Here is a 21,624-nt window from a genome sequence, read left to right as displayed (position 1 = left end):
CTGCAGGCCCCATCCATGGGGCCTCAGCGCTTGACGGGCATCCATGCCCGTTACCTCCCTCCGCAAGCCCTTCGCTCGGCCTCCTGAAGTCGCAATCTGCATCGCCTGTACTACCGCGCGCTTAGAAGCAAAAACAACGGCAACGGCAACGGATGGATCCTGATCAACGATCCTTGAACTGCGCCTCGCGCTTGGCAATAAACGCGGCCATACCTTCTTTCTGGTCTTCGGTAGAAAACGCAGCATGGAACACTCGACGCTCGAAGCGCACCCCCTCGCTAAGGGTAACTTCAAACGCCCGGTTGACGCTCTCCTTGACCATCATGCTCACAGGGATCGACTTGCTGGCAATGGTCGCCGCTACTTTCAGCGCCTCTTCCACCAACTCTGCCTGCGGCACAATGCGCGCAACCAACCCCGCACGCTCAGCCTCTTCAGCGCCCATCAGGCGGCCGGTCAGGCAAAGCTCCATGGCCTTGGCCTTGCCCACCGCACGGGTCAGGCGCTGGGTGCCGCCCATGCCCGGCAGCACGCCAAGGTTAATCTCCGGCTGGCCAAACTTCGCGTTGTCGGCCGCGAGGATAAAGTCGCACATCATCGCCAACTCACAGCCACCACCCAAGGCAAAGCCGGACACCGCGGCAATGATCGGCTTGCGGCGGTTGGCAATGCGATCGGCATCGCTGAACAGGTCGTCGACGTAGATCTGCGGGTATTGCAGTTCGGCCATTTCCTTGATGTCGGCACCCGCGGCAAATGCCTTGGCCGACCCGGTCAGCACCACGCAACCGATGTTCGGGTCACGCTCAAGCTGGTCGAGGGCCTGGTTGATCTCGCCGACGATCTGCGCATTAAGCGCGTTCAACGCCTGCGGACGGTTAAGGGTGATCAGGCCGACCTTGCCGTGGATGTCCAACAGGATGGTTTCGAATGCCATGCAGTCTGCTCCTTCAAAGGTTGCGCGCAATGACCATGCGCTGAATGTCGCTGGTGCCTTCGTAAATCTGGCAAACCCGAACGTCGCGGTAGATCCGCTCCAGCGGGAAGTCACTCAGATAGCCATAACCGCCCAGGGTCTGCAAGGCGTCCGAACAGACCTTTTCGGCCATTTCCGAGGCAAACAGCTTGGCCATCGACGCTTCCACCAGTGCCGGGCGCCCGGCATCACGCAGCGCGGCAGCGTGCAACACCATCTGCCGGGCCACTGCAATTTTCGTCGCCATGTCGGCCAGCCGGAAGGCCACGGCCTGGTGTTCGATCAGTGCCTTGCCAAAGCTCTGCCGCTCGTTGGCATAGTCGCGCGCCACTTCGAACGCCGCGCGGGCCATACCCACCGCCTGAGAGGCGATACCGATGCGGCCACCTTCAAGGTTGGCCAGGGCGATCTTGTAGCCCTCGCCTTCCGCACCCAGGCGGTTGGCCACCGGCACGCGCACGTTGTCGAAAACGATCTGGCAGGTGTCGGAGGCGTGCTGGCCAAGTTTGTCCTCGACCCGCGCGACCTGGTAGCCCGGCGAATCGGTCGGCACGATGAACGCGCTGATGCCACGCTTGCCGGCCTCCGGATCAGTCACCGCAAACACGATCACCACCCCGGCGTTCTGCCCCGAGGTAATGAACTGCTTGCTGCCATTGAGCACGTAGTGGTCGCCATCCAGACGTGCGCGGGCCTTCAGGCTGCTGGCATCGGAGCCCGCTTGCGGTTCGGTCAGGGCAAAGGCACCGAGCATCGCGCCGCTGGCCAGCGGGGTAAGGAACTGCTCTTTCTGCTGCTCGTTGCCAAAGCGCAGGATCGGCACGCAGCCCACCGAGTTATGCACGCTCATGATGGTCGAGCAAGCGCCATCACCGGCGGCGATCTCTTCCAGGGCCATGGCGTAGGCCACATAACCGGTATCACTGCCGCCCCACTGTTCCGGCACCAGCATGCCAAACAGGCCCAGTTCGGCCATCTCCTCGATGGCCTCCTTGGGGAAGCGATGCTCCTTGTCCCATTGCTCGGCAAACGGCTTCAGGCGCTCCTGGGCGAAGGTGCGTACCGCGTCGGCGATCTGTTGTTGCTCGTCAGTTACCAGCATGGTTCACCTCAGTACAGGCATTCGACAGCCATGGCCGTGGCTTCACCACCGCCGATGCAGATGGCCGCCACACCCCGGCGCAGGTTGTTCTGGCGCAGAGCCGACAGCAGGGTTACCAGAATACGTGCGCCGGACGCACCAATCGGGTGGCCGAGGGCGCAGGCGCCGCCGTGGATATTGACCTTGTCATGCGGCAGGTCGAGGTGCTTCATGGCCGCCAGGGTGACCACGGCGAAGGCTTCGTTGATCTCGAACAGGTCGACCTCGGCCAGGTTCCAGCCGGTGCGTTTCATCAGCTTGTCGATGGCGCCGATGGGCGCGGTCGGGAACAGCGCGGGCGTGTCGGCGAAGGCGGCATGGCCGTGAATCACCGCAAGCGGCTTGAGGCCGCGCTTGTCGGCTTCGGAGCGGCGCATCAGCACCAGCGCCGCCGCACCATCGGAAATCGAACTGGAGTTGGCCGCCGTCACGGTGCCGCCTTCGCGGAAGGCCGGCTTGAGCTGCGGGATCTTGTCCAGACGCGCCTTGGGCGGCTGCTCGTCGTCCTTGACCACGCGCTTTTCCTTACCCTCGGTCACTTCTACCGGCACGATCTCGGCAGCAAAACGGCCGCTCTTGATCGCGTCCTGGGCGCGGGTCAGCGAGGCGATGGCGAACTGGTCCTGGGCTTCGCGGCTGAAGGCATTGGCCTGGGCGCAGTCTTCGGCGAAGGTGCCCATCAGGCGGCCTTTGTCGTAAGCGTCCTCCAGGCCGTCCATGAACATGTGGTCGATGATCTTGCCGTGGCCCATGCGGTAACCGCCACGGGCCTTGTCCAGCAGGTATGGGGCGTTGGTCATGCTTTCCATGCCACCGGCCACCACCACGTCGGCAGTACCGGCCAGCAGCAGGTCGTTGGCCATGATCGCCGCCTGCATGCCCGAACCGCACATCTTGTTCAGGGTGGTGCAGGTAGTGTGTTTGTCCAGCCCGGCGCCCAGCGCCGCCTGGCGCGCCGGGGCCTGGCCCTGGCCGGCCGGCAGCACGCAGCCGAACAGCACCTGCTCGACACTGGCGGCATCAATGCCAGCGCGCTCGACGGCACCACGGATGGCGGCGCTGCCCAGCTGCGGCGCCGTCAGGCTCTTGAGGTCGCCCTGCAGGCCGCCCATGGGCGTGCGCACGGCGCTGACGATTACGATCGGGTCGTTGGCGAGGGTCATGTTCGCTCTCCTTACTTGGCAGCCATGCGCAGCGCACCGTCGAGGCGGATCACCTCGCCGTTGAGCATGCTGTTTTCAATGATGTGACGGGCCAGCGCGGCGTACTCCTGCGGGCGGCCCAGGCGCGGTGGGAACGGCACGCCAGCCGCCAGCGAAGCGCGCACTTCTTCGGTCATGCCGGCCATCATCGGCGTTTCGAAAATGCCCGGGGCAATGGTCATCACACGGATGCCGAAGCGTGCCAGCTCGCGGGCGGCGGGCAGGGTCAGGCTGGCAATGGCGCCCTTGGAGGCCGCGTAAGCGGCCTGGCCGATCTGGCCGTCATAAGCGGCAATAGAGGCGGTGTTGATGATCACCCCACGCTCACCACCATCATCGGCTGGCCCTTCGGCCATGGCCGCAGCCGCCAGGCGCAACAGGTTGAAGCTGCCGATCAGGTTGACGTTGATGACCTTGGCAAAGCTGGCCAGGCCATGCGGGCCCTGTTTGCCCAGTACCTTCTCGGCGCCGACGATACCGGCGCAATTGACCAGCCCGTGTATGCTGCCAAAGGCGCTGACGGCGGCATCGACCGCCGCCTGGGCCGCCTGCTCGTCGCTGATGTCCGCCACCGCAAAGCCGGCGTTGTCACCCAGCTCGCGCGCCTTGGCCTCGACAGCCTGGGCATTGAGGTCAACCAGCATGACCTTGGCACCGGCCTCGATCAGCATCTGTGCGGTGGCAGCGCCCAGCCCGGAGGCCGCGCCGCTGACGATGAAGTGTTTGTTGGCTATTTGCATGATCAATTTCCTTTCAGGCGCTGGCAGGGGTGGCCTGTTGCGCTTGTTGTTTGGCGACTTCCTGGTTGCGCAGGATGAAGCGTTGCAGCTTGCCGCTCGGGGTCTTGGGCAGTTCGCTGACGAATTCGATTTCCCTTGGGTAGGCATGCGCGTACAGGCGCTGGCGCACGTGCTGGCGCAGGGTTTCTTCCAGCTCGGCGCTACCGGCGTAGCCGTTGGCCAATATCACGAAGGCTTTGATCAGCTCGGTGCGCTCAGGGTCCGGCTTGCCGATTACCGCGGCCTCAATCACCGACGGGTGCTCGATCAGCGCGCTCTCCACATCGAACGGGCCAACCCGGTAACCGGAGGTAGTGATCACGTCGTCGCTGCGGCCGACAAAACTGATGCTGCCGTCCTGATTCAGCTCGACGGTGTCACCACTGAGGTAGTACTTGCCGATGAAGGCCTTGGTTGGCAGACCGTGGTAGCCACCGAACCAGCACAGCGGCGACTGCTCACGGTCGACCGCAAGGATGCCTGGCTGGCCGACAGGCAGCTCGTTGCCCTGCTCGTCCAGCACCACGATACGGTGGCCCGGGATGGCAAAGCCGGCCGAGCCCAGGTGCACCGTGTGCTGCAGGCCATGGTGGTTGCACAGCACCATGCCCAGCTCGGTCTGCCCGTAGTGGTCGTGAATGGTCACGCCCAGTTCATCCGCAAACCAGCGGATCACTTCCGGGTTTAGCGGCTCGCCCGCGCTGCTGACCACCCGCAGGCGGCCCTTGATCGGTGCCGCGAAGTCGTTGCCGGCAGCGATCAGCAAGCGGTAGGCGGTGGGCGAGCCGGCCAGGTTGGTGATTCCTAACTTGTCGATCACCCGGGCGCAGCTTTCTACGCTGAACGGGCCATCGTAGAAGGTGGTGGCATGGCCCAGCGACAGCGGGCCGGTAACCGCGTAGTAAAGCCCGTAGGCCCAACCCGGGTCGGCCAGGTTCCAGAAATTGTCTTCGGGGCGCAGGTCGATGGCATCGCGCATATAGCCCTGAAACGCGACAATGGCGCGCAGCGGCACTTCCAGCGGCTTGGCCGGCCCGGTGGTACCTGAGGTGAACATCAGCAGGAACGGGTCGTTGCCCGAACGCATCACGGGCTCGCAAACATCTGCGGCGCTGTCCAGGCATTGCTGGAAGTCCAGCTCGCCACTGCGGGCATTGACCGTGATGATGGTCGGGCAAGGGTGCACATCATCCAGCTTGGCGCGGTTGTGACTGTCGGTTACCACCACCCGGGCACCGGACTGCTCCAGTCGGTGCTCGATCGCTTTGGGGCCGAAGGCGGTGAACAGCGGTTGGTACACCGCCCCGAGGCGCCAGGTAGCAAGGATGGTCACCAGCAGCTCAGGGGTGCGCGGCATCAACCCGGCAACCCGGTCACCGGCAACCACACCTTGTGCCTTCAGCACATTGGCAAAACGGGCTGCCTGCGCCTTGAGCTGTTCAAAACTGTATCGCGCACTGTTGCCATCACGGTCTTCGTGGATCAATGCCAGCTTGTCACTACCCACATGGCGGTCGCAGCATTCGATACAGGCATTGAGGGCGTCAAGGCTGCCATGCAGCGCCGCAGCAGCGACTTGGGCATGGTCGAACGCTCGAGCGGCCTCGGCGTAATCGCGCATCGTCGGACTCCTGGTTTCTTGTTTTTGGAGTGGAACCATCGGTCCAACGATGTTCGCGCCGCTTGACGGGCGCGGCAATGGCCAAAGCTGTCAATCTGGATGACCGGTTTGGCCGCCAGCAAGAGCCGTCACTACGCGGGTGCCTGCAATGCCTCCCGCGTCAACCGCAGGGACAGCTCGGCCAACGCCTGCTCACGGTTATCGCCCAGTTGCCTGGCTGCAGCCAGATACTCCGGGTTACCTAACGCCGCTTCATGGCTTTCCACTGCCTGACCGGTCTTTTCCATCCGCGCCTCCAGCGCATCCCATTGCTCTGCAAAGTCCTCTTCGACAACTTTAAATGCCTCGGCGTGCAGGGCACGCAGGGATGCGACCCAGAAGTCGAGCTTGCTGATGAAGAGAGTGCGCTCTTCGGTGTTTTCGGCATCGAGCACATCAAGAAAGGCTTTTTCGATATCGTCCGGCTCAACGCGTTCCAGTGTTGCGAACAGCATGCCCCGTGGTTGGCCCAACAGATTGAGGCGCTCGGCCAGTGCAGTACGGTAAACCAGGCTCACCTCCACTTCTTCCTCGTCTTGTTCGCCGCGTTGCCAACGCCCGTCGGCATATCGGGCATCAATGTCTTCGCGAGCCAGGTCCTGGACCTTTTGCAGGCGAAACAGCCGCTGTGCCAACAGCAGCCGATCGGGCGCGGTGGCTACAGCATCACCATTGCGTGTGAACGGCGAGACATGCATTGCCACTTGCAACTGACTGAAAATATGCGCGGCGCTATCGGCACAGGTACGCGGGTCGGCGGCCAGGTCGAACAGGTCCTGACGCAGACGGCTATCGCTGCGCGCCGCAGCGATCATTTCCCAGACTTGGCGGCCGAGCTCCTCCGGTATGGCCCGGAAGTCTGCGCTCTCAGTCAGCCCGTCGAGCAGGTCGAAAAGCGCCTCGCTCCCAGTCTCGGCACACAATGCGTCCCACTGTGCCTCACAGGTCTGACGTTGCTCATTGGCCAAAGTACCGAGCCAAAGGCTCTTGGTCGGGGCCGGCTCGACAACCAAAGCGGGCGGATGCGCAAGGCGCAGCCGCTGAAGCTGCTCGGGAGACAGCGGGTTACCGGAAAGTGCAATTACCTGGCGTTGCAGTAGAGGTGTAGTGAGCAATGCCTGCGGCAGGTTTTCGATCTGGTTGTTGCGCACATCGATATAGGTGAGCCGCGTGCAGCGCTCAAGCCCCTCAGGGAAAGCCCGCAGCCCCGCCCTGCGCAAGCTCAGGGTTTCCAGGTTCTCCAGGCCCTCCACCTGCAGGGCGGTTGAACCGATGAAGTTGTCGCTCAAGTCGAGGTTGCGCAATTGGACGCAGTTTGCCAGCACACGCATCTGCTCGGCTGTGAGCCGAATACGGTTGCCCACCAGGCTCAGTTCCCGCAGGTGGGGTAGTCGCTCTAACCCTTCTGGAAGCGCAAGCAGGTTGTTGTAGTTCAGGTTGAGTATGCGCAAACGCGGAAAGTTGGCCAGAAAACCAGCAGGCAGCACGCCAACGCGCAAGTTGACCAATGTAATCTGCGAGATGTGGCCGAAATCCGTGCCTGCAGGTATTTCAGGCAGTTCATCCAAGGGCATCGAAACCAGTATCAGGTGCGAGTCCCAGTTGGCCGTACTGCTCGTGGGAAGGCGTAAGCCCTCCATACGCCACGCTCGACGAAATGCGTCACTGGCCCGAACACGTTGCTCATGCTGGAAGGCATCGGCATGCCGCGACCAGAGGCTTAGGCTCTGGTCCAGGCGGTCGTACTCCCTCTCCTGGCGCAACAAAGATTGATACGGTGAGGTGGTGCGTTCGTAGAGAAGTACGCGAAAGTGCTCGACATCGGCGTCGCTGAAGCCCGGATAGAGACTACGGATTCGACGCCGCAACGGACATTGCGCAGGGCCAAGGCAAGACTGCACAGGCCCCAGTGGGTAGCCGATGCGGCCATCGTCCAGACGCTGCAACGATGCCCCCCGAGGTTTGCCCTCATGCCAGCCTAGCAATGCCAGCAACTCCTTGCGCGTTTGCGGTAACCAGGCCTGCATTTGGGTACGAATCAGCCCCGGGGTGCGCTCACCTTCCCAGCCCAGCTGCTGCAGGTAGCTGGGGGCCAAGGTGGCTGCCAGTACTTCAAACAGCCCCTGCGGTTCGGCAATGTCCAGCTCACTTCGGTGCCCCATGGCGTCGTAGAGTTCAAACCGCCCATTTTTCCAGACCATGTCCAGCCTTAGTGCCGCCCCACCGAACGCCGGGCACAAATGTTCCAGCACGGCTGCGCCACCGCGGAACACCAGATCGGTCTGGTCATGAGCCAAGCCTTGTTTTTGCAACAACTTGAACACCAGGCTGACCAGGTCTGGGCAATAACTGTCGCGCAAGTACAACGCTTCACGCAGGCGAACCAGACGCACTTCCTGCATCAGCATACGGGCCCGTTGCGCCAGCGCCAGGGGTAACCGCGCAGCATGCAGGATGGTCTGGCGCATCTGCGGCGAGGCCGCTTTGAGCACTTCGAGTGCATAGGCCTTCGGCAGCGACGGAAAGTGGCGCGCCAGCAGCGGCAATGCCGGATCATCTTGCCCATACTGCCCGGCGAAATGCTCAAGCATGGCCGGGCGCAAGCGCTCGGCATTGTCGATGGCCGCAGTGATCCGCTCATCCGCCGCAAGGGCCTGCACGCCCAGTTGTTCACTGCACCACTGCAAACGCTCGATAAATGCCCCGCCTTCGCTTTGCAGTGCGAAGAAAGTATCGTTGCGCGCCTGAACCGCGAACCGCTCAAGGGTGTCGCGCAAAGCCACCGGCAGTGGACGTTGTTCGACCAGCAGCCTGCGCAACATCGCCTCGTCGACACCTGCAACCCGCAGGATATCCGCCACACGTTCGGCACTGAGCAACCTCGCAGCTGGCCATAGACGCCTCAGCAGAAAGGCTTCGCCTTGCCACTCCAGAGGCCGGTCCATACCCAGCCACCATGCACGCTCGCCATTGCCGCGAAGCGCTGGGCCAAAGGCCCCGGGCCCCTCGTCGTGCAGCAGCCGCCAGGCCCCCTTGGCATCCTGGCGCACGGCGTAGAAGCGCCCCTCGTTATGCCACCACAGCTCATCGTCTGCAGCGAACAAGCCGTCGTGACGCTCTGTCAGTAGCAGGTCTGCCGGCGCCTTGCGATAAGGTTCAAGGTCATGACGCCATAACCGCTGCAGGCCCTGCTCTGTCGTGACCGGTTCGAGCGGCTCGAAGAACGCATTGCGCAGCACATGCGCGCCCAGCGCCGCCGTACCCAGCAATGCTACGGAAGTGGCCACTTCAATCAGGTGCTGCAACGCTTCATGCTGGTGCCCTTGCGACCAATCGCTGGCGCCCTGGTAAACATGACCCAGTAGCTGCCTGGCCATGTCTGCCAACAGCACAGCGCCTACAACGGGGACGAAAAGCCCGGCAAGGCCTACCAGTGCAAGCCCGGCGTTTTTCAGCCCTGCCAGGCGCCTGGCCGTTGCCGCGCGGTCGGCCAGGGCTCTGGGAACGGCCAGAAACCGTGCATCATCCTTGACCCGCTGAACATGCCATTCGGCCATGGCAGCGAAAACACTGCCGTCGCAGGGCACACCCGATGGCTGCACGTCTGGTAAATCGTCGCCCAAACGGCCGCTGAGCAGCAGTTGGTACTGGCTGCGGTCATTCAGGGCAATGCGTTGCACCAAAGTGCGCTTGAATTCGCTGTCAGCCATTGCCGCGACCAGCGCCTGGTTCACCGCTGCCCAGTCAGCAAACCGACGCAATGGCTGGTCCTGCATGCCAGGCAGGTACAGGATTACGCCTTTGAGGGCGTTTGGCGGGCCAAAAGGGAAATCTCCCTGATGTCGAGGGGGTTCAAACAATTCGAACACCAGCGCACCATCAACCCGGCAGTCCAGTACTTGCAGACCTTTGGCGACAACGCTCCATCCTTGCGCATGGTGGTAGGTGCGGCCCTGAGCCGCCTGGCGCAGCATGGCCAGATCAGCACCTGCAAGCTGCCCTTTCAGGGCCGCAGTTTCCACTGCCAGTGCCAGCTCGAGGCGCTTGTCCAGGGCGAGGGTATCAATAAACTCCCTGTTCATCAGGTGGCCGAGGTGCTCCTGATAAGCGCCACCGACATCAACTGCCCGACAAAGTGCGACCAGTTCTTGAAGCTTGCTGGTCACGGGTTGCTCAGGCAGGCCCTCCTCGGGCGGCCCCGCAAGCACAGTGGTTTGCTCTGCGAATGATTCTCCGGCGCTGAAGTTCTGCAAGAGCTTTTGCAAGAGCGGCTCAAAGGTGAAATGGACTTCAAAATCAGGGGGCAGCACCCCAGGCGCCGGGTCGAACGGTCTTGGGCTGACGCGCAGGTGCGCCTCACGCCATATTGCAGTATCCAGATCGACTGTAACGCCCAGTTTCGCCTCGATCGCCGGCCCGAGGCGGGCCTTGGCAAACTGCTGCAAAGGCACCAACCGGCTGATCACGGACGCTATCTGCTGCTGACTGTCAAGGTGGGCTGTCAGGCAGCCACGGAATGCCTTGAGTGGTAGCTCACCAGCGCTTTTCAGCCATTCTGGCAACAACTCCAGGATGAATTCGTTTACGGGGTGCCTAGTGCTTGGAGGGGGCATGAACAAAGGTCCTGGTGGATGAACGGACCCGTACTTTGCTCAGCCCCCATCAGCATCGATAGCAGGAACCTTTTGCCGATGCGTGCGCGGCATTGCTGCGCGGCATCAATCCGCAGAGCTGGCACCAGGCTTAGGGCTTGCAGTTATGCTGGCCTCAAGCACCTCCTTGGTAAATCGCATGATCAGCCGTTGGCGATCGACAACCAGGCCATGCTCCACCTCATCCCATTGTTCCTGATACGCCTCGGCGCTCATCGTGCCTTTCTGGTCGAAGAGCGCCTCGCCCTTTTCACTCCATAGTTCGGATATTTGCTGAAAATCCTGTGAATGCTGTTGTTCCAGCCAATTGCACCAGTAAGGTTCAGTGCCAAGAAACTGTGCTCGGGCTTCAATAGTGTCGGCCGCCTTGACATAGGCACGGGCGGCCTCTATATCGTCCGGGCTTACGTGGGCCCATTCGACAAATCTCATTGAAGCAGGTTGCCCCGGCAGCTCGAATTCTTTGGCCAACGCCAGGTTGAAGAAGAGCCGGGTTTCCACAAGGTCAGGGAACTTCCTTTCCCGGTCCAGCGCGTTGATGTATTCCTCCAGCCTGGACAGCCGAAACAAGCCCAGACCCAGTTTGAGCACGCTGGTGCTTTCACTGTCGGCAGCATGCATGGCATGGCTTTTCAATGCATGCAGGTACATATGGCTGAAGCGTTCGGCAATGCTGTCGGGACAGGCAGTCGGATTCCTGGCGATCAGCAGGATTTCATTCGTAAGTTGCGGGTCTTTGTCCATGTATTCAAGCAGCCCCCACACCTGATGGGTCAGCTGCTCGCGATGTCGCTGATAATCCTGTGTGCCCTGCAGCTGAAACAGTATCTGCCGCAACTTGTAACGATCGTTATCCTCCGACGCAAACAAACGATCCCAATATCCGGCAACTTCAACCTTGCGTACCCCGCTCACCCATAGTTCTCGAGCCGGTATGGCTGCCGGGCTATCGCTTGCGCCCTGGAGCGCATGATCCACATGGGCGGGTAGCCGGTGCAAACGCGCCCACTGTGCCTGCGGTATTGCATTGCCATCCATCCGCAACGCCGAGCGGAAGGCATAGGGCATGTTCATGGCTGCCTCAGGCACATTGGCCAGTTGGTTATTGCGCAAGTCTGCCATATTCAGCATGCCGCAGTGCTCCAACCCTGCCGGCCAATTCACCAGACCGCAATGTCTGAGGGAAAGATATCGCAATGCCGGAACCTGGGTAAAATCCAGCGCCAGGGAACCCAAGGGGTTGACGCTGAGATCCAGGCTGGTCAGTTGCGGCAGATTTCGAATGGCATCCTGCCCCCACGAATCCATGCGAATACGATTGTAACTGAGCTGCAGATTATCCAGGCTCCTCAGGTGGCGCAGCCCGATCGGCACAACACGCAACTGGTTCCTTGAAAAGTTGAGGCGGCGCACTGCGCCGAAACAGCTGAAAAAGGCTTCAGGGATGGAAGCCAATGGGGTATTGACCATCACCATCGTGGTGACGAAATGAAAGTCGATGCCCTCGGCCAGTTCTGGCAAGCTTGTGACCTGAAAACCACTCAGGTCCAGAATACGGCTATCTATATCCTGACGCTGGTAGTCGACTGGCAACTGAGAGCGCCACGCCTGTCGCAACCGCGCAGCCAGAAGCCGACGCGCCTGCTTTTCCGCTTCCCTCGCCTGTGCGATCCAGATGTCCAGGCAGTTGCACAGAAGCTGGAAGTTGGCTTCTTCGAAAATCAGCGCCTCAAAAGGGTCATCGCAATCAACAATTCTGTCCAGGTGCTGATTGATCCGTGCCTGGCTGTCGCCGCGGTAAAGCACACCCAGCCGCGCTCGCATCCTCTGGGTAAGGTCACGCTCGGTCGATTGGGCACCACCCAGCGGATACCCTACCCGCCCATCTGCCAGGCGTTGGCCTGGGTTGAACCAACGCGTGCCTTCGCGCCAGCCGAGCACGTTTAGCAAGGCTTGGCGATCGGCAGGCATCGTGCTTGCCACCCGCGCGCGCAAGGCGGCTGCCGGGTCTTGATCGGGCAGATTCAACCTGAGCCGCTGGGCAGGTGTCAGTAACGCGCCGAGCGCGCAAAACACATCGTCTGGGGCGCCAAGCTCGACATCCAGCGCGTGCCCCTGCTTATCGTACAGCCTGAACTGGCCATTGATACGCGTGATCACTACACCCGTCGCTTCAGGCCCCGCCGGGTTGAGTACGCTCAGCAGGCGGCCCGATGATGAGCCTGCGCGCAGTTCCAGCCGACGGTTGAAAGGCCAGTTCGCCAGGCGTGCCAGCAAGCTCAGGATCAGTTCACCACTTTCATCGCTGTAACCATTGCGCAACCACAAGCCTTGCCGGGCTCGGTTCAACCTGGCAAGTTGCAACAGCGCACGCGCTTGCTCGGCGACCGCAAGTGGCAAACGCTGTAACAGCTCGATGTGATCACGTTGCTCGACACTCACCGAGCCTGCCAGCTGTTGGGCATAGTCTTCCGGCAGACCGGCAAAATCGCGCAGAATGACTTGCACAACCCGGTCATCACTGGCCTGCCCTTCAGTCAGATGCCGGAACAACTCAAAACGTAATTGCGCAGCACGTTCGACTATCTCGGCCAGCGCCTGGGCATTATCCATTCCTGCAACAGCGGAATGCTGCCTGCACCACTGCAATAATTCCGGGTCCGTTTGCACCGTGGCAGCTGGCTGCAGCGACGCGAAAAACTGCTCGATGCGCTGGTCAGCCTCGAACCGGCGCAACGTATCACGCAAGTTGGCAGGCAATGCCTGGTTTTGCACCAGTATGCCGCGCAGCTCATCTATGTCGCTGCCAGCTGCCAACAGCAGCTGTTGTGCCCGCAGTTGATCGAGTGGCATCTGTTGCGGCCACAGGCGGCCGAGCATCTTCGCTGCATCATTCCACGTCTGCGGGTGTTCGCCAGGCAAATGCCAGTAACGCTCACCGTTGTACCGCACAACCGGGCCATAGGCATCCTTGCGCAAAGGATGTACCAGGCGCCATTTACCGTCCGCCCCGGTGCGGCGAACTTGATAGAAGCGGTCATCTATTCGCAGCCACTGGTCATCACCTTTGCTGTACAGGCCTCGCTCATTCAGCGCTGCGTCTTGCACCGCCGATGCGTAAACGCTCAGGTCTTCATGCCAGAGCCGCGCGGTGCCGTCTTCCAGGTCCACGACATCCAGGCTATCGACAAATGCACTGCGGGTGAATTTCCTGACCACAGCGGTGCCACCTACTACCGCACCGGTAGTAACGGCGGCGGCGGCCACGGTCTGGGCAACGTCAAGCAAGTGCCTCAACGCTTCGTGGTCATGCCCCTTGGCCCAATCGGCAACCCCTGCGAATACCTGTGAACATACCTGCGCCACCAATTGTGCCAGCAGTAACGCCCCCACCGTGGGGATGAAAAAACCGCCCAGATTGACCAGTGTCCACCCCGCCGATACCCACGCGTCAACACGTTCGCGGCTAGCCTGGGCATCCACCTCGGCGGTGGGCACCAACAACAACCGGGCATCGTCTTTCGCCCGTTCAAGCTGGCTGAGTACCCACCGATCAAAGACTGAACCGTACTCACCCTCACCCTCTACCGCCAAGTCTGGCGCTGTATCCTTTAGCCGCAGTTGAAGTGTTTGCAGGAACTGCTTGCGGGTCGCAAGGCCGACAGACTGAAGCAAGCTGGCGAGGTAGCCAGGATCCTTGAGCTGTTCAAGCAAAGCCACTTCAAACGCCAGCTTCGAGCTGTACCAGCGCAGCGGCGCCTGCGCCTCGGCTGGCCGGTAGATGACCACGCCAGCATCTTCGTCCTGCGCACTACGCAACTGAATGAACAAGGCTTCGTGCACGGTGTGGCCCAGCATGCTCATCAGCCCGGGGTAGGCGACAAGCTTCACGTCGTGTGTGGCAACGGTACTGGTAAGTGCATTCAATGCCGCAGCAACATCGCCATCGATATGCTGCCTGAGCAGCGCCATGTGCACTGCCAGCTCGAAGCCTTTGCGCTTGTCATCGATCAGCAGTGCTTTACTGGCTTCAAAATGTTTGTCCAGCAAGGTCTGGTACTGGAGGCCCGCGTCCAGCTCCCGGCACAACCTGCACACTTCATCCACGTTTCCGGACAACAGTGTTTCTGAACCCGGCGCGTACAACCCGCTGCCATCCAGCGGCGTGGCATTTGCCGCAAAATTCTGCATCAGGCGCAACAACCCGGGTTTGGTCTTGAATACGAAATCTGCATGCGGTGTGGTTACGCCAACGGTTTCCAACACTTTGTCCCGCCACTCCAGGGCGGTAAGGTCATGGCCCGCAGGCAACGTAGCCTGCAGGGCTTCACTGTAGGTGTGCAGGGCAAAGGCGTGCACGGGCTGGACGGCCTTTGTCGCCTCCGCGAGTTTGTCCTGGCTGGCTTTGTGCTGGGCAATCAAGGTGCGCAAGCGGGCGATGTCCTGCGCCGAAGCCGCCTTGATCCACTGAGGTGTGTGCTTGTGGATGAAGGCATCGACGAGTGCTTGCGCTTGCTCTTTCGTGATGCTTTCACGAGGGCTGCTGGTTGCTGAAAAGTTACGCATGGCCTGTATTCCGCGCTGCCGAAATGGGCGGAAAATGTTTCATGCACGAGCAGGCCGATGCAGAGGGAACTTGCTCATTCACAGCCAGGGTCAAGCTGTTCAGTTACGCCCGTGGGCCTGGACCAGCGCCCGATAATGCCCCGGGTTGCAGCCAAACCATTTGCGAAATGCCTTGTAGAACGAGCTGTTGTCGGCAAAGCCCAACTGCTGGGCAATCTCACCCAGCGCAGGCCCGTCCTGGCTCAACCAGGCAATAGCCAGTTCGCGCCGTACGCTGTCCTTGAGCCCCTGATAGGTCTGGCCCTCTTCGGCCAACCGCCGGCGCAGGGTTGAAGGTGACAGGCACAACTGGCGAGCCAGGGAGTCGCCGTCCGGCCATAGCGCAGGGGCCATGTGCAGCAAGTCATTGCGAATGCGCAGGCCGAGGCTTTCCGGGTCGCGGTACTTGACCAGAATGTTCCCTGGCGCTTCAGCCAGAAAACGTTGCAGTTCTTCTTCTGTACGCCTGAGCGGCAGGTCAAGGCAATCAGCAGCAATGATCATGCGTGTGCGTGGCCGATCAAACTGCAGGTTTTCCGAAAACATCACCCGGTAGTCGTCGCAGAACGGCGGCTCGGCGCAGCGCAGGTCGATGGCCAGAATCGGGATTCGCCGGCCAGCCAGCCAACAGGCCACGCCATGCACAATCATCCAGAAGGTGAAATAGGTGAACGCCCGCCGCGGTGTATCACGCGGCTCGTTGATCACGATCTCGGCCAAGCCCTGCTGGCGCACCAGGCTCGGTTGCAAGTCTTCGAGCATCAGCGACAGGAACGCCAGTGCAGTATCCAGGCCGACGGCCAGCGTCGGCTGACCCATGCTGGCACGGCACATGAAGGCCAGGCTGCCGCTGCGCAAACCGCGCGGGTCCATGGCAAAGAACTCGTCGTTGCAGCGCCGTGCCAGCAGGCGCCACAGCCGGGCATAGGACTCGGCACTGACCCTGGCTTGTGGCAGGTGCAACTGTTCGACGGCGATGCCCGCCCGGGCCAGCAAGCCGCTATCAGGCTCTCCGGCAGGGCAGGTCTGCAGCAGCGCTTCGCGCACCAGCTGCATGGAAATGGTGTCTTTCTCGCTCATCGACGGTCCCGTCAGCTCAATGCCGGCCATCTTAGGCCGCCCTGCTCAAAACGGCCATCACAGCCCCGCCGCCAAGCCCAGAAATGCCTGGATCAGACGTAACTCACGGCGGCGTTCCAGGCAGCCGACCAGGTGCTGGTTGAGCAACCCCTGGCCCGCCAACGGCCGCGCTACCACACGCGGGTCGTTGGCCACTTCGGTGGACGACACCACGCCGATACCCAGCTCGGAGGCCACGGCTTCGGTCACCGCCTCGCGGCTGTCCAGTTCAAGCAGCACCCGTGGCTGCACGCCCGCATTCGTGCAGGCCTTGTCGAAGGTTCGCCGGGTGGTCGAACTGGGCTCGCGCAGCACCATGATCTGCTGGTGCAGGTCGGCCAGTGGCAGGTCGCTTTGCACCTGCGCCCAGGCGTGGCCTGCCGGCAGCAACGCGCACAGACGCGACTCGCACAGGCTCTGCAGGTGCAGGCCCTTGCGCGGCTCGATCTCTGTCAGCACTGCAACGTCGGCATGTTCGCCAAGCAAAGCTGCCAGGGTTTCCTGAGCGTTGCCCAAGCGCAAGTTCACGGTAATGCCCGGGTAGCGCTCGCGCAGCTGCGCCAGCATCGGCATCACCCGGTGCGGGCCATCGGCCGCCACTTCCAGGCGCCCGGTCAACAACTGGCGGTTGGCTTCGAGCATGGCCTGCGCTTCTTCCGCCAAGCCAAACATGGCGCGTGTGATGGCCGCCAGGCGGGTGCCCTCCTCCGTCAACTCGACCCGCCGCGCGGTACGCCGCAGCAAGGTGATCTGGTAGTGCTCCTCCAGCGCCTTGACGTGGCCGGTAACCGCCGGCTGGCTGATGAACAGCCGCTCGGCGGCGCGGGTAAAGCTGCCCTCACGGGCCACGGCATCGAAGGCGCGTAACTGGAACAAGTTCATGCATCGGCCTGACTTATAGCTGAGATAACAACAAACAATTTGATTGATGACAGCGTGAATTGCAACCTAGGCCCCGTAGTTTCAGCCCACCGCTTGTGAGGAATAACGGAATGAGCAACGCCCCGATTCTGCTGACCCCAGGTCCCCTGACCACATCAATCCGCACCCGCCAAGCCATGCTGGTGGACTGGGGCTCCTGGGACCGTGACTTCAACCAGCTGACCGCCAACGTCTGCGAGCAATTGCTGGCAATCATCGACGGCAGCGCCAGCCACCACTGCGTGCCCCTGCAAGGCAGCGGCACTTTCGCCGTGGAAGCCGCCATCGGTACCCTGGTGCCGCGTGATGGCAAGGTCCTGGTGCTGATCAACGGTGCTTATGGCCAGCGCCTGGCAAAGATCTGCAAGGTACTGGGCCGCGCCTACAGCACCTTCGAAACTGCGGAGGACCAGCCAACCACCGCTGCCGACGTCGACCGCCTGCTGGCCAACGACCCGAGTGTTACCCACGTAGCGCTGATCCACTGCGAAACCAGTACCGGCATCCTCAACCCGCTGCCAGAGATCGCCCAGGTGATCAAACAGCACGGCAAGCGCCTGATCATCGACGCCATGAGCTCGTTCGGCGCACTACCGATCGATGCACGCGAAGTCCCTTTCGAAGCACTGATCGCGGCCTCAGGCAAATGCCTGGAGGGCGTGCCGGGCATGGGCTTCGTCTTTGCTGAGAAAACCGCACTGGCGGCCGCCGAGGGCAATGCCCACTCGCTGGCCATGGACCTGCACGATCAGCACACCTACATGGCCAAGACCGGCCAATGGCGCTTTACCCCGCCGACCCACGTAGTCGCGGCCCTGCACGAAGCACTGCAGCAATACAACGAGGAAGGTGGCCTGCCAGCCCGCCATCAGCGCTACGCCGACAACTGCAAGGCCCTGCTCGACGGCATGGCCGCCATCGGCCTGCGCAGCTTCCTGCCAGCCGAGATCCAGGCGCCGATCATCGTCACCTTCCACGCACCGAACGATACCCGCTACCAGTTCAAGGACTTCTACGAGCGGGTCAAGGCCAAGGGCTTCATCCTCTACCCGGGCAAGCTGACCCAGGTGGAAACCTTCCGCGTAGGCTGCATTGGCGTGGTCGGCGCGAACGGCATGCAAGCCGCCGTGAATGCCGTGGCCGAAGTGCTGCGGGAAATGGAAGTGCTGGACATCTGACCCCCTGCCCACCCGAATTCAGGAATTAGCGCACATGAACTACAGCAACCCTACCCAGCTGCAAGCCGCCATCCTCGACTGGGCCGGCACCGTGGTCGACTTCGGCTCGTTCGCCCCGACCCAGATCTTTGTCGAGGCCTTTGCCGAGTTCGACGTGCAGGTGTCTATCGAAGAGGCCCGTGGTCCGATGGGCATGGGCAAGTGGGACCATATCCGCACCCTGTGCGACGTGCCGGACATTGCCGAACGCTACCGCAAGGTGTTCGGCCGCACACCGACCGACGATGACGTCACCGCCATTTACAACCGTTTCATGCCGCTGCAGATCGAGAAGATCGCCGTGCACTCGGCGCTGATCCCAGGCGCTTTGGACACCCTTACCGGGCTGCGCCAGGGCGGCCTGAAGATCGGCTCGTGCTCGGGTTACCCGAAGGTGGTGATGGACAAGGTGGTGGAGCTGGCTGCGCAGAACGGCTACGTGGCCGACCATGTGGTGGCTACCGACGAAACCCCGAACGGTCGCCCGTGGCCGGCCCAGGCGCTGGCCAACGTGATTGCGCTGGGGATTGACGATGTAGCGGCCTGCGTAAAGGTCGACGACACCGTACCGGGTATTCTCGAAGGGCGCCGTGCCGGCATGTGGACCGTGGCGCTGGTGTGCTCGGGCAATGCCCTGGGCCTGACCTGGGAAGGCTACCGCGCACTCAGTGCCGAGAAGCTGGAAAGCGAGCGCGAGCGCATCCACACACTGTTTGCCGGCTCGCGCCCGCACTACCTGATCGACACCATCAACGAGCTGCCGGAAGTGATCGCCGACATCAACCGCCGCCTGGCCAAGGGCGAAATGCCGCAGTCCTTCTAAAGCTCTGCGCCGCACCTGTAGGAGCGGCCTTGTGTCGCGATCGGGCCGCAAGGCGGCCCCTCGATTTCAGCGACTACGCCGAGATAGCAGGGGCCGCTTTGCGGCCCGATCGCGACACAAGGCCGCTCCTACAAGGGATTGCGTCAGCCTGGTGTTCTGAGGTGCAATCTGACCCGAATCTGTGCATTGAGTTGCCGCTGCAATTGCCAAAACATGGGCCATCCCTGTCCAGAGATGCCCTGCCCCGATGAGCTCACATACCCGCACCCGTCGCCTCACCGTCCCGCAATTGGTGGCCATGAAAGGCCAGCAGAAGATCGTTTCACTGACCGCCTACTCCAGCACCATCGCCCAGTTGATCGACCCCTCGGTCGACTTCATTCTGGTGGGCGACTCTACCGCCATGGTCGGCTACGGCCGCCGCTCCACCCTGGGCATGCGCCTGGAAGAAACCATCGCCCATACCCGCGCCGTGGTCGACAGCACCCGCCTGGCCTGCGTGATTGCCGACATGCCGTTCGGCAGCTATCAGGAATCCCACGAACAAGCCTTTCGCAATTGCGCCCAGGTGCTGGCCAGCACCGGTTGCGATGCGCTCAAGCTGGAGGCCAACCAGGCGTTGGCGAGCACCGTCGAGTTCCTGGTGGCACGCGGGATCCCGGTGATGGCGCATATTGGCCTGATGCCGCAGTTCGTCAATGCCATGGGCGGTTACAAGGCTCAGGGGTTGTGTGCTGACAGTGCGGCGGTGCTGCAAGCCGACGCGCAGGCCAACCTGCAAGCCGGCGCCTTCAGCCTGTTGCTGGAAGGCGTGGCCGAGCCGGTGGCCCGAGCCATTACCGAGGCCAGCGCCAAACCAACCATCGGCATTGGCGCCTCCCCAACCTGCGATGGCCAGGTGCTGGTTACCGAGGACCTGCTGGGGCTGGGCGGCGCCCACGTTCCACGCTTCGTCAAACAGTACGCCGATGTCGGCCAGGTGATCCGCGATGCTTGCAGCCGCTATGCACACGAAGTGCGCGGCGGCACGTTCCCGGCGTTACAGCACTGTTATGGGGTATGAGCTTCGAAGCTGTGGAATTCGTCCTGGATGGCCTTGACCAGGCATTGCAATGCCTGTGCAATATCCTTGCTCCAGTCCACCGTGCAGCACAGCCGCAGGTGGCTGCGCCAAAGGCCGCACTGGCTGAAGATTTCCCCGGGGGCGATGACGATGCGCTGCGCCAATAGCCGCGCGAAAACCCGGCGCATGTCCACCGGCCGGGTTGCCTGCAGCCACAGGCTGGCCCCGCCCTGCGGCGCAACGACCTGCAGACAGCCTTGGCCATGGGCTGCCAGCAGCGCAGTCATCTGTTGCAGGCGTTCGCGCAGCATGGGCTGCAAGCGCTGCACATGCTTGTCGACGCGGTGCGAAGTAAACAGTTTGGCGATGGCCCGCTGGCGAATCGGTGACAAGCGGAAGGCACGCTCAAGAAACAGTTGCTGCAGACGCTCGGCATGCTGCCGGCACAGCAGGTAACCAAAAGGTGCTTCGGCGCCAAGCAGTTTGTCGAAGGTCGAGAACACCAGCAACCACTCGGGGTCGGCGAAGTCGCGGTAGCGCGGCGCTGCCGGGTGGAAGCACAACTCGCCGTAGCCATCGTTTTCGAACAGCCAAACCTTGCGCTCGGCCAGCCAGCGACAGACCTGCTGCTTGTCTGCCGCTGGCATCAGCCCGCCCTGAGGTACGTTGGCCGCCGATGAAAGCACGGCCAGGCGCACGGGCTGCTCGCGCAGCAATTGGTGCAAGTGCTGCAGGTCGAAACACCCGTCATCGCCCAAGGGCACTTCAACGATGCTCATGCCGGCGGCTTGTAGCTGCCTCAACACCGCCCAGTTGCACGGCGACTCCACCAGCGCCAACTGGCCCTCGAGGTCGAGGGCACGCAATGCCAGCTCGAAAACGCTGCGCAGGTCCGCGCCGATGAACACTTGGTCAGCCTGCCAGTAGTGCTGCGCCGAGCGTGTGTAGCGGTCTGCCAGCACGCTGCGCAACTCCGGCTCACCGAACGGTTGGTACAGCGGTGCCTGTACCCGTGGGTATTGGCGCGCCAATTCGCGCTCGATCATCAGCAGGGGTTGCTCCAGCGACAGCAACATGGCCGGGGCATCACTGCCAAGGGCCAGCATACCTGGCTGGCGGGCGTTGGCGAACACACTGTCGAGCAGGTTTGCTGGGTACTGCGTGCCTACGGGTGCCACGCGGGTGCGGGTGAAGTAGCCAAGCTTGGGCCGTGCATGCACCCGCCCCTCATCTTCGAGCAGCGCATAGGCGTACTTGGTGCTGGACACCGAAACGCCCAGGCGCGAGGCCAGGTCGCGCAGCGAAGGCAGGCGCTGCTCGACGTCGCAAGGGGCAGCTTCGATGCGGTCGAGCAGGTAGCGGTAGACTGCCTGGTAGGTGTATTGGGGCTTGTTGTTCGACCGGGTATCCATACGCGGGCATCATCAGCAAAAAGAGGGCGACGGGCAATACTGCACTCATTGCAG

The 21,624-nt window shown here is 62.1% G+C and carries 13 protein-coding genes; 3 read left to right on the top strand and 10 right to left on the bottom strand.

What is annotated here, in order from left to right; translation table 11 throughout:
* Positions 1-163 precede the first annotated feature (163 nt).
* The 9 genes from IAE39_RS14640 to IAE39_RS14600 form a co-directional block, all read right to left on the bottom strand.
* Positions 164-937, bottom strand: coding sequence for an enoyl-CoA hydratase (locus IAE39_RS14640; protein WP_003250095.1), 774 nt, complete (start codon positions 935-937; stop codon positions 164-166).
* 13 nt (positions 938-950) lie between these two features.
* Positions 951-2,078: an acyl-CoA dehydrogenase gene (locus IAE39_RS14635; protein WP_201203535.1), complete on the bottom strand. Its 1,128-nt coding sequence runs from the start codon at positions 2,076-2,078 to the stop codon at positions 951-953.
* An 8-nt stretch (positions 2,079-2,086) separates the two neighbouring features.
* Positions 2,087-3,280 carry an acetyl-CoA C-acyltransferase gene (locus IAE39_RS14630; protein ID WP_201203534.1) on the bottom strand — a complete coding sequence of 398 codons (1,194 nt, stop codon included), beginning with the start codon at positions 3,278-3,280 and terminating at the stop codon, positions 2,087-2,089.
* Positions 3,281-3,291: 11 nt separating this feature from the next.
* A complete protein-coding gene (locus IAE39_RS14625) occupies positions 3,292-4,059 on the bottom strand; it encodes an SDR family NAD(P)-dependent oxidoreductase (protein WP_201203533.1) in 768 nt (255 codons plus the stop codon).
* 13 nt (positions 4,060-4,072) lie between these two features.
* Positions 4,073-5,719 carry an acyl-CoA synthetase gene (locus IAE39_RS14620; protein WP_201203530.1) on the bottom strand — a complete coding sequence of 549 codons (1,647 nt, stop codon included), beginning with the start codon at positions 5,717-5,719 and terminating at the stop codon, positions 4,073-4,075.
* 131 nt (positions 5,720-5,850) lie between these two features.
* On the bottom strand, positions 5,851-10,371 hold the full coding sequence (locus tag IAE39_RS29985) for an NEL-type E3 ubiquitin ligase domain-containing protein (RefSeq protein ID WP_328825614.1): 4,521 nt from the start codon (positions 10,369-10,371) through the stop codon (positions 5,851-5,853).
* 105 nt (positions 10,372-10,476) lie between these two features.
* On the bottom strand, positions 10,477-14,976 hold the full coding sequence (locus tag IAE39_RS14610) for an NEL-type E3 ubiquitin ligase domain-containing protein (RefSeq protein ID WP_201203526.1): 4,500 nt from the start codon (positions 14,974-14,976) through the stop codon (positions 10,477-10,479).
* Between the two features lie 99 nt (positions 14,977-15,075).
* Positions 15,076-16,095, bottom strand: a complete 1,020-nt coding sequence (locus tag IAE39_RS14605) for an AraC family transcriptional regulator (protein WP_201203524.1) — start codon at positions 16,093-16,095, stop codon at positions 15,076-15,078.
* Between the two features lie 57 nt (positions 16,096-16,152).
* Positions 16,153-17,016 carry a LysR substrate-binding domain-containing protein gene (locus IAE39_RS14600; protein WP_201203523.1) on the bottom strand — a complete coding sequence of 288 codons (864 nt, stop codon included), beginning with the start codon at positions 17,014-17,016 and terminating at the stop codon, positions 16,153-16,155.
* Between the two features lie 110 nt (positions 17,017-17,126).
* Here IAE39_RS14600 and IAE39_RS14595 point away from each other — a divergent pair, with 110 nt between their 5' ends.
* The 3 genes from IAE39_RS14595 to panB all read left to right on the top strand — a co-directional run bounded on the left by IAE39_RS14595 (position 17,127) and on the right by panB (position 20,158).
* On the top strand, positions 17,127-18,233 hold the full coding sequence (locus tag IAE39_RS14595) for a 2-aminoethylphosphonate--pyruvate transaminase (protein ID WP_201203522.1): 1,107 nt from the start codon (positions 17,127-17,129) through the stop codon (positions 18,231-18,233).
* A gap of 34 nt (positions 18,234-18,267) precedes the next feature.
* Positions 18,268-19,095 carry a phosphonoacetaldehyde hydrolase gene (gene phnX / locus IAE39_RS14590; RefSeq protein ID WP_201203521.1) on the top strand — a complete coding sequence of 276 codons (828 nt, stop codon included), beginning with the start codon at positions 18,268-18,270 and terminating at the stop codon, positions 19,093-19,095.
* A gap of 247 nt (positions 19,096-19,342) precedes the next feature.
* A complete protein-coding gene (panB, locus tag IAE39_RS14585) occupies positions 19,343-20,158 on the top strand; it encodes a 3-methyl-2-oxobutanoate hydroxymethyltransferase (protein WP_201203520.1) in 816 nt (271 codons plus the stop codon).
* Here panB and IAE39_RS14580 read toward each other — a convergent pair.
* Entirely contained in the window at positions 20,146-21,570 is a 1,425-nt protein-coding gene (locus IAE39_RS14580) for an aminotransferase-like domain-containing protein (protein ID WP_201203519.1), read from the bottom strand. The two genes, panB and IAE39_RS14580, sit on opposite strands and share 13 nt — an antisense overlap.
* Positions 21,571-21,624 lie beyond the last annotated feature (54 nt).

The organism is Pseudomonas sp. S37 (assembly GCF_016658545.1).
GTDB lineage: Bacteria > Pseudomonadota > Gammaproteobacteria > Pseudomonadales > Pseudomonadaceae > Aquipseudomonas.
Note: the sequence above shows the minus strand (reverse complement) of the source record. Positions and strands in the feature narration are given on the sequence as shown.